The sequence below is a fragment of the Alcaligenes sp. Lyrl_28 genome, assembly GCF_051948705.1.
GTDB lineage: Bacteria > Pseudomonadota > Gammaproteobacteria > Burkholderiales > Burkholderiaceae_B > Alcaligenes > Alcaligenes ammonioxydans.
This window is the reverse complement of sequence record NZ_JAYJLG010000002.1, coordinates 409533-424288: the sequence shown is the minus strand read 5'-3', so window position 1 is coordinate 424288 and position 14756 is coordinate 409533. Positions and strand designations below refer to the sequence as shown.

Genomic DNA, 14756 nt, shown 5'->3' with positions numbered 1-14756 from the left:
CCGGTGGATTCATTGAGGCATGATTTTAAACGTGAAAGACCCAACAAGGCACCTGAAAATAAGGCTGCACGCGATAAACACCACGTTGGACCAAGCAGAAACAGGTTTCACCACGGTTTCTGCCTCCATCCTCAGGCTATATGCGGTATATACCCTCTCTATCTGCTTGTGCTTGACCGGCCCGTTACAATAGCGAATCAGCCTGCCTTTGGCAGTCAGATTCCCTACCTGAATAATGGCCGCAAGCATGAGTACGTCTATTTGTCTGATCCGCCACGGTGAAACCGCCTGGAACGCTGTACGTCGCTTACAGGGCTGGCAGGATATCGCCCTGAACGAGACCGGGCGGGAGCAGGCCCGGGCCCTGCACAGTTACCTGAGCTCTCCGGCATTTCAACAGTCCGTGGACGCCGTCATCAGCAGTGATCTGCAACGCGCCTGGGAAACCGCCGAGATAGCCTGTCAGCACTGGGACATCGCCATTGAGCGGCTGCCCGGATTGCGCGAGCGTGGCTTTGGCAAACTGGAAGGTCAGGCCTGGGATGCGGCAGGCCGACATGGTCCCGACCAGCCCGACGACACGGTTGATATTGATTATGCGGTAGAAGGCGGCGAATCACTGCGCCAGTTTCAAACCCGGGTTTTGGACTGCTTTGAGACGCTGTCCCAGACACATGCCGGCAAGAACCTGCTGGTCTTCGCCCATGGTGGCGTCATTGATATGGTCTGGCGAAAACTGAACCAACAGGCACTCAATGCCAAACGCACTCATGCCATTCTGAATACCAGTTTGAACTTCTTCAAGATTGATGAGGACCTGAACTGGACCTGCACGCAATGGGGGCAACTGCCTCATCTGAATACGGCGCTGGACGAGCAAGCCTGAGCCCCCACCAGGCCTCGGTAGCGCCAGGCAGCAGCCAGAGGAAGGTGATCAGGCCTTGTTGTTCAGCCGTGGCTTGCGAGGAGCCCCGCGCGCAAGACGATCGTAGAGCCAGTCAGGCAAAAGACGCATCAGCCGCGACACAATCCCCATTTGCCAAGGAATAACCCGGTAGGAAACACCCTGCTCAATGGTCCTGCGGGCTTTGCGGGCAAAGTCTTGGGCCGGCATCAAGAAAGGCATGGCGTAAGGATTATGGGCCGTCATGGCCGTGCGGATATAACCAGGCGTAATTGTCACGACGGACACGCCGTAAGGCGACAACTCCAAACGCAAGCTTTCGCAATAAGCGATAACCGCAGCCTTGGAGCTGCTGTACGCGCCCGCACCGGGCAACCCACGAATACCTGCCACGCTGGCAATACCGACCAATGAGCCCTTGCCTGCCGTTTTCATGGTGCTGATAAACGGTTCAAAGGTTGCCACCATCGCCAGCAGATTTGTCTCCACAATGGCCTTGAATACGGCAAAGTCTTCCGTTTCTTCCGTCAAAGTCCCCGCACTGATCCCCGCACTGGCAATAACCACGTCAATTCTCTGGCCCGTGAACTGCAAAAAGTCCTGGGCAGCCTGATGCAAAGCCTCCCTGTCGCGGACATCGGCAACATAAATACGATGTTCGCCCGGCAGGCTGTCAGCCAGCGCCTGGAGTGCTTCCTGCCGCCGTCCGAGCAAACCCAGGCAAGCGCCTTGAGCCGCGTACTCCTGCGCCAGCGCTTTACCCAAACCGCTGCTGGCACCCGTGATAAAGACCGTCTGCATAAGGCTGTACCCGCGCTTTACAGGAAGATCAAGGCAGCAATGCCCAGTACCAGCAACCATTTGAGCACGTAGTACAGGGTTTCGTTTTTCTTCTTGATGGCCTTGCCAAAGCGACGAACCGCATAGACCGTGCCAAAGATGCGGTTGATCCCGCCGGTGCGGTCGCCTTCCTGATTCGGGGCAGCCGCCGCACGCAGCAAAAACCCGCCTACCGCGTGATTGACCGCCTGTGCCCAGCGATAACGCATGGGGCGTTCAATATCGGCAAACAGGATAATGCGGTTCTGATCCGTCTTGTTCTCTGCGTAATGAATAAAGGTTTCATCAAAAACGACGGCTTCACCATCACGCCAATAATAGGTCTGGCCATCCACATCGATGTAGCAGTCAGGACTATTGGGTGTCATCAAGCCCATGTGAAAACGCAAGGAACCGGCGTAGGGGTCCCGGTGTCGCGGCAAGCGCGCGCCCGGCGGCAAAGAAGTAAACATGGCCGCCTTGATCGAGGGAATATCCTTGAGCAAGCTGGTGGTTACCGGGCACAGCTCGCGCGCCGAGGGATGATCGGCGTCATACCACTTCAGGTAAAAGCGCGTCCAGCCGGTTTTGAAAAAAGAGTTAAAGCCTGCATCGTTGTACTTGTCCGAAGCCTTGATGTGGCCTTCGCCAAACAAGTGCTGGGCCTCGGCGCGAATCTCATCGCAGTGTTCCAGCAGTTTGTTAAGTTCCGGGAAATGTTTCAGGTCCAGATAGGGCTGATTCGGTACCGCCGAAAAGCCATACATAAACACATTCAACGGCGCCGTGAAAGTGGAATGGTCCAGCAACTGCCGGGAAAAGCGGTGCCTGACTCGACCCCTGAAGTGCACGACAATCGTACACACAATGAATAAGGCAAGAATGAACCATTTCACGACACGATCTCCAAAGAAGAAAACTTCCACGCCCGGCTTAAAGCAGTCTGCGTGCAGTCACACGACGACGGTCGGGTCTTGTCTGAGGCAAGAACAAAAAAGGCGCACCGCCAGGGTGCGCCTTTCCAGCATGGAGCGACTTAGTGCTTCGCGAGCAGAGCGTGCAGCTCTTGAACCGCGTAAACCTTCAAGCCATCGCCATGACGCAGATACTGCAGGCCTTGCACAGCCGCTACAGCCCCCGCGATGGTGGTGTAGTAAGCCAGGTTGGCAGCCAAGGCATGTGTACGGATTGTACGCGAATCAACAATGGCGTTGCGTCGCTCTTCAACCGTATTGATAACCAGGGAAACTTCCCCGTTCTTGATCATATCCACAATGTGCGGACGACCCTCGGTGACCTTGTTCACCACCTGAACCGCCAGACCAGCCTGTTCGATGGCGCTGGCCGTACCACGGGTCGCCACCACCTTGAAGCCCAGTGAGATCAAGCCGCGAGCCACTTCAACCGCTTGCGGTTTGTCCTGAGCGCGCACACTGATGAACGCCAGACCGCCGTCAGGCAGATTCACGCTGGCTGCCATCTGCGACTTCACAAAGGCCTCGGCAAAGGAGGTACCAACCCCCATGACTTCGCCGGTGGACTTCATTTCAGGTCCCAGAATAGTGTCCACGCCAGGGAACTTCACGAAGGGGAATACCGCTTCTTTCACACTGTAGTAAGGAGGCGTGATTTCTTCGGTAATACCCTGCTCGGCCAGCGTCTGACCGGCCATGGCACGAGCTGCGATCTTGGCCAGTTGCAAGCCGGTAGCCTTGGACACGAACGGCACGGTACGCGAGGCACGCGGGTTCACTTCCAGCACGTAGACGTCGCCGTCCTGAATGGCGAACTGCACGTTCATCAAGCCCTTCACATTCAGGGCCTTGGCCATCAAGGCAGTCTGGCGCTTGATTTCTGCAACGGTTTCATCGCTGAGCGAATATGGGGGCAAGCTGCAAGCAGAGTCGCCGGAGTGGACACCTGCCTGCTCAATGTGTTGCATCACCCCGCCCACAAAGACGCGCTCGCCGTCAGCCAGACAGTCCACGTCCACTTCAGTGGCATTGTTCAGGAAGTGATCCAGCAGCACGGGCGAGTCATTGCTGACCTTGACCGCTTCGCGCATGTAGCGCTCCAGGTCTTGCTGCTCGTGCACGATTTCCATGGCACGGCCACCCAGAACGTAGCTTGGGCGCACCACCAACGGATAACCGATCTCGGCCGCCAGAGCGATCGCTTCGCCTTCAGTGCGGGCGGTACGGTTTGGCGGTTGACGCAGGCCCAGCTTGTTCAAGAGCTTTTGGAAGCGCTCACGGTCTTCGGCCACGTCAATGGATTCAGGGCTGGTGCCGATAATGGGCACGCCGTTGGCCTCCAGCGCACGCGCCAGCTTCAGGGGAGTCTGACCACCGTACTGAACAATGGTGCCGACCGGTTTTTCGATGTGAACGATTTCCAGCACGTCCTCCAGCGTCAGAGGCTCGAAGTACAGACGGTCGGACGTGTCGTAGTCGGTGGAAACGGTTTCGGGGTTGCAGTTGACCATGATGGTTTCGTAACCATCTTCGCGCAAGGCCAGGGCGGCATGCACGCAGCAGTAGTCAAACTCAATACCCTGACCAATACGGTTGGGTCCACCACCCAGAACAATGATCTTCTTCTTGTCCGACGGATTGGACTCGCACTCTTCCTCGTAGGTCGAGTACATATAGGCCGTGTCGGTGGCAAATTCAGCCGCGCAGGTGTCCACACGCTTGTAGACAGGACGCACATTCAACTGGTGACGCAACTTGCGCACTTCCGATTCCACCGTATCGAGCAGGAAGGCCAGACGACGGTCGGAGAAACCACGGCGCTTCAGACCGAACAGCGTCTCGCGGTCCAGATCGGCCAGCGTCTTTTGTTCCAGCGCCAGTTCGATGTCCACGATCTCTTTGATCTGGGCCAGGAACCAGGGGTCGATCTTGGTGAGGTTGTGAACCTCGTCCAGGCTCAGACCTTGAGCGAAAGCATCGCCCACATACCAGATACGCTCTGGACCAGGCTCGCCCAATTCGACCTGCAGTTTTTCGCGGTCGGTGGTTTTCTGGTTCAGGCCATCCACACCCACTTCCAGGCCACGCAGAGCTTTCTGGAAGGATTCCTGGAACGTGCGGCCAATGGCCATCACTTCACCCACGGACTTCATCTGAGTGGTCAGACGCGAGTCGGCCTGAGGGAATTTCTCGAAGGCGAAACGTGGCACTTTTGTAACCACGTAGTCGATGGTTGGCTCGAACGACGCAGGGGTAGCACCGCCGGTGATTTCGTTCAGCAACTCGTCCAGGGTGTAACCCACCGCCAGACGCGCAGCGATCTTGGCAATCGGGAAACCGGTTGCCTTGGAAGCCAGCGCCGAAGAGCGGGACACGCGCGGATTCATCTCGATCACGATCATGCGGCCGTTATCGGGGTTCACGGCAAACTGCACGTTCGAGCCACCGGTATCCACACCGATTTCACGCAACACAGCGATCGATGCATTCCGCATGATCTGGTATTCGCGGTCGGTCAGGGTTTGGGCAGGCGCCACCGTGATGGAGTCGCCGGTGTGAACACCCATGGGGTCCAGGTTTTCAATGGAGCACACAATGATGCAGTTGTCGGCGCGGTCACGCACCACTTCCATTTCAAACTCTTTCCAGCCCAGCAGGGATTCTTCAATCAGCAGTTCCTTGGTAGGCGATGCTTCCAGACCACGACGGCAGATCGTTTCAAATTCTTCAGGGTTATAGGCAATGCCCCCGCCGGTGCCGCCCAGCGTGAAGCTGGGGCGAATGACCACGGGGAAGCCGGCGGTACCGATTTCCTCGGCAATGCGCTTTTGCACCGCCCAGGCCTCGTCCATGCTGTGAGCCACACCGGACTTGGCGGACTCCAGACCGATGGAGGTCATGGCGTCCTTGAATTTCAGGCGGTCTTCGGCTTTTTCGATTGCAGCGGCATTGGCGCCGATCAGCTCGACACCGAATTTTTCCAACACACCATGTTTGGCCAGGTCCAGGGCGCAGTTCAGCGCAGTCTGACCGCCCATGGTGGGCAAGAGCGCATCGGGACGCTCTTTTTCAATGATCTTCTCTACCGCTTGCCAGGTGATGGGCTCGATGTAGGTGACGTCGGCCGTATCCGGGTCCGTCATGATGGTGGCCGGGTTGCTGTTGACCAGCACGGTCCGGTAACCCTCGGCCTTCAGGGCCTTACACGCCTGGGCGCCCGAGTAGTCGAATTCGCAGGCCTGACCAATGATGATCGGGCCGGCGCCAATGATAAGAATGCTTTTTAAGTCTGAACGCTTTGGCATAGTGCGATTTATTTATTGGCCTGGTGAGCAGCCATCAGGCTGATGAATTTGTCGAACAGCGAGGCAATATCGCGCGGGCCGGGAGTGGCTTCAGGGTGACCCTGGAAGCAAAACGCGGGGCGATCCGTCAACTCGAAACCTTGCAGGCTCTGGTCGAACAAAGAGATGTGTGTGACCTTGGCATTGGCAGGCAGCGTAGTGGCATCCACCGCAAAACCGTGGTTCTGGCTGGTGATGAACACGCGGCCGCTGGCCAGCTCCTGCACAGGATGGTTGGCACCGTGGTGGCCGTTTTTCATCTTCAAGGTCTGGGCACCGACGGCCAGACCCAGGATCTGATGACCCAGGCAAATACCAAACACAGGCAACTTGCGCTCCAGCAGGCCCTTGCACGCTTCGATTGCGTAATCACAAGGCTCTGGGTCGCCCGGGCCGTTGGACAGGAACACGCCATCGGGTTCGTACGCCAATACGTCGGCCAGGGGAGTCTGGGCAGGCACTACCGTCACTTTGCAGCCACGGTCGGCCATCAGGCGCAGGATGTTGGCCTTGACGCCGAAGTCGTACGCCACGACGTGAAAGCGGCTGCCTTCAGGCTTGGAGAAACCCTGGCCCAGTTCCCAGGAACCTTCAGTCCAGTTGTAGGGCTTGTCCGTGGACACAACCTTGGCCAGATCCTGACCTTTCAGGCCAGGGAAAGAACGAGCCAGTTCCAAAGCGCGCTCGGTATCGTCACCGACCAGGATGCAGGCACCCATGGAGCCTTTCTCGCGCAGGATGCGGGTCAGCTTGCGGGTATCGATACCGGAGATGGCCACAACGCCCTGAGCTTTCAGGTAGTCGGGCAAGGACTGGGTGGAGCGGAAGTTGGACAGGCGGGCGGGACAATCGCGAATAACAAGCCCAGCAGCATGGGCTTTGGTGGATTCGGAGTCCTCGGGATTGACACCGGTATTACCGATGTGCGGATAGGTAAGCGTAACAATTTGACCGCTGTAGCTTGGGTCTGTCAGGATTTCCTGATAGCCCGTCATGGCTGTATTGAAAACGATCTCAGCAACACAGTGCCCCTCGGCACCGATTGACACCCCTTTGAATAGGGTTCCATCCGCCAGGGCTAGGACGGCACTAGTGATAGTGCGGGACTCCTCAGGAAATAAAGACGGCAGCACGTTAAAAACCCCGGATTCTGAAATTAATATTAAACCTTCTAATTATATGCTCAAACCAAGTTTTTCCGGTAGTTTATCGGTAATAACGCTGAAACCAGGCACGAAAACATGGAAAATCGACTACAGTAGTTGATTGGTTTGATGGCTTTGCGATGGACTAGTAACAGACATGACTACTCAGCTTGACTCTCTGCGCCAGTGCACAACCGTAGTGGCCGATACCGGCGATTTTGAGGCGATGCGTGCCTATCGCCCCACCGATGCGACCACCAACCCTTCCCTGATTCTGAAGGCGGTCCAGCAGGCGACCTACCGCCCTTTGCTCGAGCGCGTCATCGCCGACCACCCCCACGCCAGTCTGGCTGAAACCAGCGATCTGCTGCTGGTTGCCTTTGGCCGTCAGATTCTGGACATTGTGCCCGGTCGTGTTTCCACCGAAGTCGATGCCCGTCTGTCTTTCGATGCCCTGGCCAGTGTCGAGCGCGCCCGTCACATCATTCAGCTGTACGAAAAAGCCGGTGTGCCGCGCGAACGGGTGCTGATCAAGCTGGCCAGTACCTGGGAAGGCATTCAGGCCGCCCGCGCGCTTCAGGCCGAAGGCATCCACTGCAACCTGACTCTTTTGTTCTGCCTGCCGCAAGCCATTGCCTGCGCCCAGGCCAAAGTCACCCTGATCTCGCCTTTTGTGGGCCGTATCTACGACTGGTTCAAGAAAGCCGCCGGCCCGGACTGGGACGAAAGCGCCAACCAAGGCGAAAACGACCCTGGCGTACGCTCAGTGCGCGGCATCTACGAATACTATAAAACCTACGATATCCCCACGGAAATCATGGGAGCCAGCTTTCGCAACGTCGGCCAGATCAAGGCATTGGCCGGCTGCGACCTGCTGACCATCAGCCCCGAGCTGCTGGGTCAGCTCGATGCGGCTCAAGGCGAGGTTCCTGCCGTACTGGATGTGGCACGTGCCAAGGCGGTGGCCCCCGAATGGCGTGCCAGCAACGAAATTGCCTTCCGCACGGAATTGAACCAGGATGCCATGGCCACTGAAAAGCTGGCGGAAGGGATCCGCCAGTTCACTGCCGATGGCATCAAACTCGACAGCCTGATTCAGCAGGCGCGCCAGCGGACCTGACTGCTCAGTCTGACATCCGGACACAGGCGGTCTGATCGACCTGGCCAACTTGCCGGCCTGACTCCTTGATAAAAAAACGGCTCCTGATTCAGGAGCCGTTTTTTGCGGAGCGCCACATCCATCAAGGGACTGGCAACATAACGCTCAGAGCTTTTCTGTGCCACCACCCTGAGGCCGCCAGGCCAGCAGGCGATCCTCAAACACGCTGACCAGCCCATCCAGAATCAGCGCGAAAACGGTCAGCACCACAATACCGGCAAACACCGTATTCACATCCAGTGTGCCCTCTGCCTGCAGGATCAGATAGCCGACCCCACTGGCTGAACCCAGGTACTCACCCACCACAGCCCCCACAAAAGCCAGACCGACCGAGGTGTGCAAGCTGGAAAACACCCAGCTGGTAGCCGAAGGAATATAGACGTGGCGCAGCAACTGACGACGGCTGGCACCCAGCATGCGGGCATTGTCCAGCAGCGTGGAGCTGACTTCACGCACACCCTGGTACACGTTGAAGAACACGATGAAGAACACCAGCGTCACCGCCAGAGCCACTTTGGACCAGATCCCCAGACCGAACCACATGCCGAAAATCGGCGCCAGAATGACGCGCGGCATGGAGTTGGCAGCCGTCAGGTAGGGGTCCAGCAAGGCTGCTGCACGGGGTGACAGACCCAGCCACAAGCCACATGCCAGGCCGGCAATCGTGCCAATGGCAAAAGCCAGCAGGGTTTCGCTCAAGGTCACGCCCAGGTGCAGGTAAATATCACCGTTGGTGACAAACCAGGCCCAGATCACCTTGACCACTTCCAGTGGCTGACCAAAGAAAAACGCAACTTTGGGGTCCAGCGTCAGAAAATGCCAGGCCAACAAAATAACGATGAGCAGTGAGATTTGCCAAGCGCGCAGGGCCAGCTTGGATCGAGTAAAGGATTTAGACATATCAGGCACGCTTTTGCTGGGCATAACCCTTGAGAACCTCATCGCGCAAGACGGCCCAGATCGCCGCATGCAATTCGACAAAGCGGGGGTCATTGCGCACTTCGGCCACGTCACGCGGACGTGGGAGATCGACATGGAATTCGCCAATGGGATGCGTGCCCGGCCCGGCCGACAACACCACCACACGATCACTCATGGCAATGGCTTCGTCCAGATCGTGAGTGATGAACAGCACCGCTTTACGCTGCGCCATCCAGATCTCCAGCACTTCGTTTTCCATCAGTTGGCGGGTTTGGATGTCGAGCGCCGAAAACGGCTCGTCCATCAAAATGATATCGGGGTCCCGAATCAGGGTCTGGGCCAGCATGACGCGTTTGCGCATACCACCGGACATCTGATGCGGGTAGCGATCACCAAAGCCACCCAGCCCCACTCGCTTGAGCCAGACCTGAGCACGGTCGCGGGCCTCATCTTGCGGAACACCGGCAAATTCCAGTCCGGCCATTACGTTGGACTCGGCACTGCGCCAGGGCATCAGCGCTTCGCCCTGAAACATATAGCCCGCACGCTCATTCACCCCTTGCAAAGGTTTACCGAACACGCGCACTTCGCCCGACGAAGGGCTCAGCAAGCCCGCCCCTACGTTCAGGAGCGTGGACTTGCCGCAGCCCGTTGGGCCTACCACCGAGACAAACTCGCCTGGAGCAATGCTCAGGCTGGCGTCACGAACAGCCGTGTATGTACCTTTGCCATCACGGGATGCAAACACACAGCTGATGTTCTCTAAAGAAAGTGCTGCTTCAGACATTGGGGTACTTCTTGTTGGCATTGTCAGCAAATTCGTTGGTGTAGATCTTGCTGATATCGATCTTGGCGGGGTCCAGATTCGGCACGAACGCAGCCAGGGCCTTCAAGGCGGTGGAAGGACCGTCTTCATCGACCAGGCCATCGGGCGAGAGGGATTCCTTATTGGCATCCAGACACTGCTTGTACAGCTCCACATCACCCAACAGATAGGAGGCGGGCACCGTCTTGGCAATGGTTTCGGCATCATTGGCCTGGATCCACTTGTCGGCGCGCACGATGGCATTGGCCAGAGCCTGGGCCGTTTTCGGGTTCTGAGTGATGAAGTCCTCCGACGCGTACAAGCAGGCCGAGGGCATATTGCCGCCAAAAATGGCCTTGGTATCGGCAAGGGTACGGGTGTCAGCGATGACACGCACTTCGTTTTCCTTGAGCAAGGTGCCGATGACGGGGTCCAGATTGGCCATGGCATCGATCTGACCCGTACGCATGGCGGTAACGGCACCGGCGCCAGCGCCCACACCGATAAAGGACACATCCGAGGGCTTGAGTCCGTTTTGCTCCAGATAAAAATTGACCATCATATTGGTCGAGGAGCCTGGCGCGGTGACACCGATTTTCTTGCCCTTCAAATCAGCCGGCGACTTATAGTCTGGCATCGTTTTGTTGGATACAGCCAGAACAATGGCGGGAGCGCGCCCCTGCTGCACAAAGGCACGGTAGAACTGGCCTTTGGACTGCAGATTGATGGTGTGTTCAAACGCACCGGACACCACATCTGCACTGCCGCCCACTACGGCCTGCAGAGCCTTGGAGCCACCCGCAAAGTCTGCCACTTTGACTTTAAGGCCTTCGTCCTCGAAGTAGCCATTGATCTCGGCAATGGACAAAGGCAGGTAATAAATCAGCGCCTTGCCACCGACGGCAATCGTGATGTTCTTTTTTTCCACTTCCTGTGCACGGGCCAGCGTCGGCAACGACAGGGCCAGCCCCGATGCTCCAACCAGTTTGAGTGCATGACGACGTGTCAGTTTCATGGCAATCCCCTTCTTGTTGTTGGTCATTAACTATTTAGGCTTGATACTTATACTAAAAACAAAAGGGGGATACCCCCCTTGTCCGCTACGCGGTCAAACCTGTTCAAGTGGCGCGACGCTCCATCAAGGCCCAGGCAATGGTGCTGGGGTCCACATATTCCAGCTCGCTTCCGGCTGGCACACCGCGGGCCAGACGAGTCACTTTCAAACCTTGGCTGGTCAGCATCTCCGCCAGATGGTGGGCAGTGGTTTCGCCCTCTGCGGTGAAATTGGTCGCTAGTATCACTTCCTGCACCTGGCCATCACCGGCTCGCTCTAGCAAGCGGTCAAATTGCAAGGCGTCCGGGCCTATGCCTTCCAGCGGCGTCAAGCGCCCCATCAGGACATAGTAAAGGCCTCGATAGCCATGCGTAGCCTCGATCATGTTTTGATCGGCAGGGGTCTCCACCACACACAACAACGCCGGATCACGGCGGGGATTGGCACAGGTCTCACAAATGGGCTGGACGGTGAAACCATTGCAGCGCTGGCAGTGCTGCAGTGCTGTCGTGGCATGTTCAAGCGCACGGCTCAATTGGTCGGCACCTACCAGATCGTGTTGCAACAAATGGTAGGCCATGCGGCGAGCGCTACGCTCGCCCACACCGGGTAGCCGACGCAGAGCCTGGATCAGAGCCCGAAGAGGTTCGGGCTCTGCGATCTGCGGTTCGTTCATCAGAACGGAAACTTCATACCGGGAGGCAGTGGCAGGCCAGCGGTCACGCCCGCCATTTTTTCCTGCGAGGTGGCCTCGGCTTTGCGCTGTGCATCGTTAAAGGCAGCAGCAATCAAATCCTCCAGCATCTCTTTATCGTCTTCCAGCAGGCTGGGATCAATGGAGACACGGCGCACATCATGGCGGCAGTTCATGGTGACCTTGACCAGACCACCCCCGGAAACGCCCTCGACCTCGATATCGGCCAAGGCTTCCTGGGCCTTTTTCATGTTTTCCTGCATTTGCTGCGCCTGGCGCATCAAGCCGGCAATCTGACCTTTCATCATGGTTTGGTTTTCCTGATTGATAGAAATTGACAAGGGGCCTTTCAGGCGGCCCGAACCAAAGGAGTGGCCTTGATCGATCCGGCTTTGACACTGGCATCAAAGTCCTGGATCAGGCTCAAGACAAAGGGGTCCCGGGCAACCTGCTCTTCGGCCTGTCGCTGGCGCTCGGCCAGCTTGGCCTGCTCAACGGCATGCGCGGTCGCATCGCCCGTATCCCCGTATTCGATCACCAACTGAATGGACTGGGAAAAGTATTCCGACAATACTGTGCGCAAACGCGCCTTGCCCTGGCTGCCTTCAGTGGCCTTGATTTTGGCACGCAAGTGGATTTCCTGCCCTTTCACCCCCAGCCATTCGCTTTGACGGGCAAGCTCGGCAGCCCAGCCACTCAAGGGCAAGCTGGTTGCCACGTCGGGCCAGGTTTCCGGTTTCATGCCGCCCAAACGGACCGCGCGCGGGCTGTCCGAGCCACTGTGCGGCACCGGCAGGCCCAGCTCGGTATCCGGCATGAAGCGATCAGACATGGACACCGAAGGCACATCGCCCTCTTCTTCGGCAAGAGCCGCGTCCATATCCAACGGCTGATAATTCTCGAATTCTTCGTCCATGCCCTCGGACAACCAGGCGGGCTCTTGCAGACCGTCCTGCAGGGAGGACGCCGGCGCGGGGGGCTGTGCCACAGCTTGCACACGGGCGGCCGCCTGCGATGACATCAAAGCTTGAGCGCCGCTCTTGCCGGGGACCTTGGAGGGCACGGCGTCGGACTCTGTTTGAACTGCGACACCCGGTTCAGGGGCGGTGGAAGCTGACACGGCGGAGGCGGACTCCTCTGCACTACCACCTACCGCGACGCTCGCAACGGATGACGGCTGATTGGTCACCCCTTGTTCGTCAGCACCAGCATCCTGCGCGGCGGACAGTCCCGAATCCTGAGAGGCCATTGCTGCTGCAGACTCGGGCATCTCCTCCCAAGCCGGTACGAAATCGTCGTCTGCAGAAACCGATTCTGCGACGGGAGCAGACTGAGCCGCGTGAGCACTGGCGGGATCAGCAGCAGGAGTCCCGGCAGAAGCCCACACCTGTGGTTGATGAGACTGCGCCTGGGAATCGGCGGACGTATGGGTCGTTCGTGCCGTTTGCGTTTCTGTCTGAAGGCCTTGCGTGGCTTGCTGTATCGACGCAGCAGAAACGGCCACCGCGCCAGAGACAGCCGAAGCTGTCTCCATCCCTGAAGCGGACGGCCCCGCTTCAGAAACAGAAGCAGCCTGGCTCGCAACAGCCCCCTCACCGGACGGCCCTGCCGGGGGAGGCACATGCGCCGACACAGGCTCGGGCAACAGGGCCAGCATGCGCAGACACGCCATCACAAAACCGGCGTACTCATCCGGAGCGAGGGACAATTCCTGACGGCTGTGCACGGCGACCGAATAAAACAGCTGCACATGATCGGGCGAGAGCATGGGCGCCAATTGCCGCACGGCTTCTGCCAAGGGGTCATCATCAGAAATGGTACCGGGGATGCGCTGCTCGATGGCGAGACGGGACAACAAGGTAGCCAGATCAGCCAGAGCCCCGGCATACGACAAACCACGCAATGCCAGATCATCGGCCACAGCCAGGATGGCCTGCGCATCGTAAGCAATCAGCGCTTGCAACAATTGCGCCAGATGGCGTTGATCAATCGTGCCCAACATGGCTTGTACAGCCTGAGCGCTAAGGTCGCCTGCACTGTAGGCAATGGCCTGATCACTGAGCGACAAGGCATCGCGCATGGACCCATCGGCAGCCTGAGCCAGCAAACGCAAGGCAGGCAGCTCGAACTGCATGCCCTCTTGAGTCAGAATGTCCTGCAAATGCCCCACAATCGCAGGCACGGTCATCTGCTTCAGATTAAATTGCAAACAGCGCGACAAGACCGTGACCGGAATTTTTTGTGGGTCCGTCGTGGCCAGAATGAACTTGACGTGCGCAGGTGGTTCTTCCAGCTTCTTGAGCATGGCGTTAAAGGCGTGCCCGGTCAGCATGTGAACTTCGTCAATCATGTAGACCTTGTAACGACCCGAGCTGGGGGCGTAGACCGCCTGCTCCAGCAACTGGGTCATCTCTTCCACGCCCCGGTTGGACGCCGCATCCAGCTCCACGTAATCAATAAAGCGGCCAGCATCAATCTCGGTACAAGCGCGGCACACGCCGCAAGGCTTGGAGGTAATGCCGGTTTCGCAATTGAGCGACTTGGCCAGAATGCGCGACAAGGTGGTCTTGCCCACACCGCGTGTGCCCGTAAACAGCCAGGCGTGGTGCAGGCGCTGGGTATCCAGGGCATGGGTCAAGGCGCGCACCACGTGGTCCTGACCCACCAGGGTGTCAAAGGAACGAGGGCGCCACTTGCGGGCCAGAACGAGATAGGTCATGCGAATTCCGGACGGCGTGAACCATCAATACAAATAAGCGAAAGGAAAAGTGTACCGGATTCGGTGCTGAAGGGAAGCAGATAGACCGGGCGCGTGTAACCCGACAAGCAAATGAAGTGGCGAGCCTGACTCCGGCACTGATTCTGCACGGCTGTGGCTGCTTCGTTCCCGACCTGACCAGATTCACCGCCGAACCATGCGGAGGGGCCCGCCGACAA

General features: G+C 58.0%; 12 protein-coding genes and 1 other RNA gene. 2 read left to right on the top strand and 11 right to left on the bottom strand.

Annotated features, from left to right (window positions below; translation table 11 throughout):
* The first annotated feature begins 247 nt into the window (after positions 1-247).
* Positions 248-886, top strand: a complete 639-nt coding sequence (locus tag VF694_RS06550) for a histidine phosphatase family protein (protein WP_440163955.1) — start codon at positions 248-250, stop codon at positions 884-886.
* 48 nt (positions 887-934) lie between these two features.
* On the opposite strand, the gene VF694_RS06545 is transcribed toward VF694_RS06550, so the two are convergent.
* The 4 genes from VF694_RS06545 to carA all read right to left on the bottom strand — a co-directional run bounded on the left by VF694_RS06545 (position 935) and on the right by carA (position 7174).
* Positions 935-1705, bottom strand: a complete 771-nt coding sequence (locus VF694_RS06545; protein WP_059318719.1) for an SDR family oxidoreductase — start codon at positions 1703-1705, stop codon at positions 935-937.
* A 17-nt stretch (positions 1706-1722) separates the two neighbouring features.
* Complete coding sequence (gene lpxO / locus VF694_RS06540; protein WP_059318718.1) at positions 1723-2619, bottom strand: lipid A hydroxylase LpxO; 897 nt, start codon at positions 2617-2619, stop codon at positions 1723-1725.
* 140 nt (positions 2620-2759) lie between these two features.
* On the bottom strand, positions 2760-6002 hold the full coding sequence (gene carB / locus VF694_RS06535) for a carbamoyl-phosphate synthase large subunit (protein ID WP_003803383.1): 3243 nt from the start codon (positions 6000-6002) through the stop codon (positions 2760-2762).
* 8 nt (positions 6003-6010) lie between these two features.
* Positions 6011-7174, bottom strand: a complete 1164-nt coding sequence (gene carA, locus VF694_RS06530; protein ID WP_039943727.1) for a glutamine-hydrolyzing carbamoyl-phosphate synthase small subunit — start codon at positions 7172-7174, stop codon at positions 6011-6013.
* 169 nt (positions 7175-7343) lie between these two features.
* Between carA and tal the strand changes: the two genes are divergently transcribed.
* Positions 7344-8306, top strand: a complete 963-nt coding sequence (tal, locus tag VF694_RS06525; protein ID WP_039943728.1) for a transaldolase — start codon at positions 7344-7346, stop codon at positions 8304-8306.
* A 144-nt stretch (positions 8307-8450) separates the two neighbouring features.
* Here the strand turns inward: tal and VF694_RS06520 are convergent, their stop codons facing one another.
* The 7 genes from VF694_RS06520 to ffs form a co-directional block, all read right to left on the bottom strand.
* Positions 8451-9245 (bottom strand): ABC transporter permease, encoded by a 795-nt coding sequence (locus tag VF694_RS06520; RefSeq protein ID WP_003803390.1) that lies wholly within the window; start codon positions 9243-9245, stop codon positions 8451-8453.
* 1 nt (position 9246) lies between these two features.
* Complete coding sequence (locus VF694_RS06515; RefSeq protein ID WP_059318716.1) at positions 9247-10053, bottom strand: ABC transporter ATP-binding protein; 807 nt, start codon at positions 10051-10053, stop codon at positions 9247-9249.
* Positions 10046-11086: an ABC transporter substrate-binding protein gene (locus VF694_RS06510; protein WP_003803393.1), complete on the bottom strand. Its 1041-nt coding sequence runs from the start codon at positions 11084-11086 to the stop codon at positions 10046-10048. Before VF694_RS06510 ends, VF694_RS06515 begins: the two co-directional genes overlap by 8 nt.
* Positions 11087-11189: 103 nt before the next feature.
* Positions 11190-11801, bottom strand: a complete 612-nt coding sequence (gene recR / locus VF694_RS06505) for a recombination mediator RecR (protein WP_003803396.1) — start codon at positions 11799-11801, stop codon at positions 11190-11192.
* Entirely contained in the window at positions 11801-12127 is a 327-nt protein-coding gene (locus VF694_RS06500) for a YbaB/EbfC family nucleoid-associated protein (RefSeq protein ID WP_003803398.1), read from the bottom strand. The genes recR and VF694_RS06500 overlap by 1 nt, the downstream gene beginning before the upstream one ends.
* A gap of 41 nt (positions 12128-12168) precedes the next feature.
* Positions 12169-14538 (bottom strand): DNA polymerase III subunit gamma/tau, encoded by a 2370-nt coding sequence (gene dnaX, locus VF694_RS06495; protein WP_440163953.1) that lies wholly within the window; start codon positions 14536-14538, stop codon positions 12169-12171.
* Between the two features lie 115 nt (positions 14539-14653).
* Positions 14654-14751, bottom strand: an RNA gene (ffs, locus tag VF694_RS06490) — signal recognition particle sRNA small type.
* Between the last annotated feature and the right edge of the window lie 5 nt (positions 14752-14756).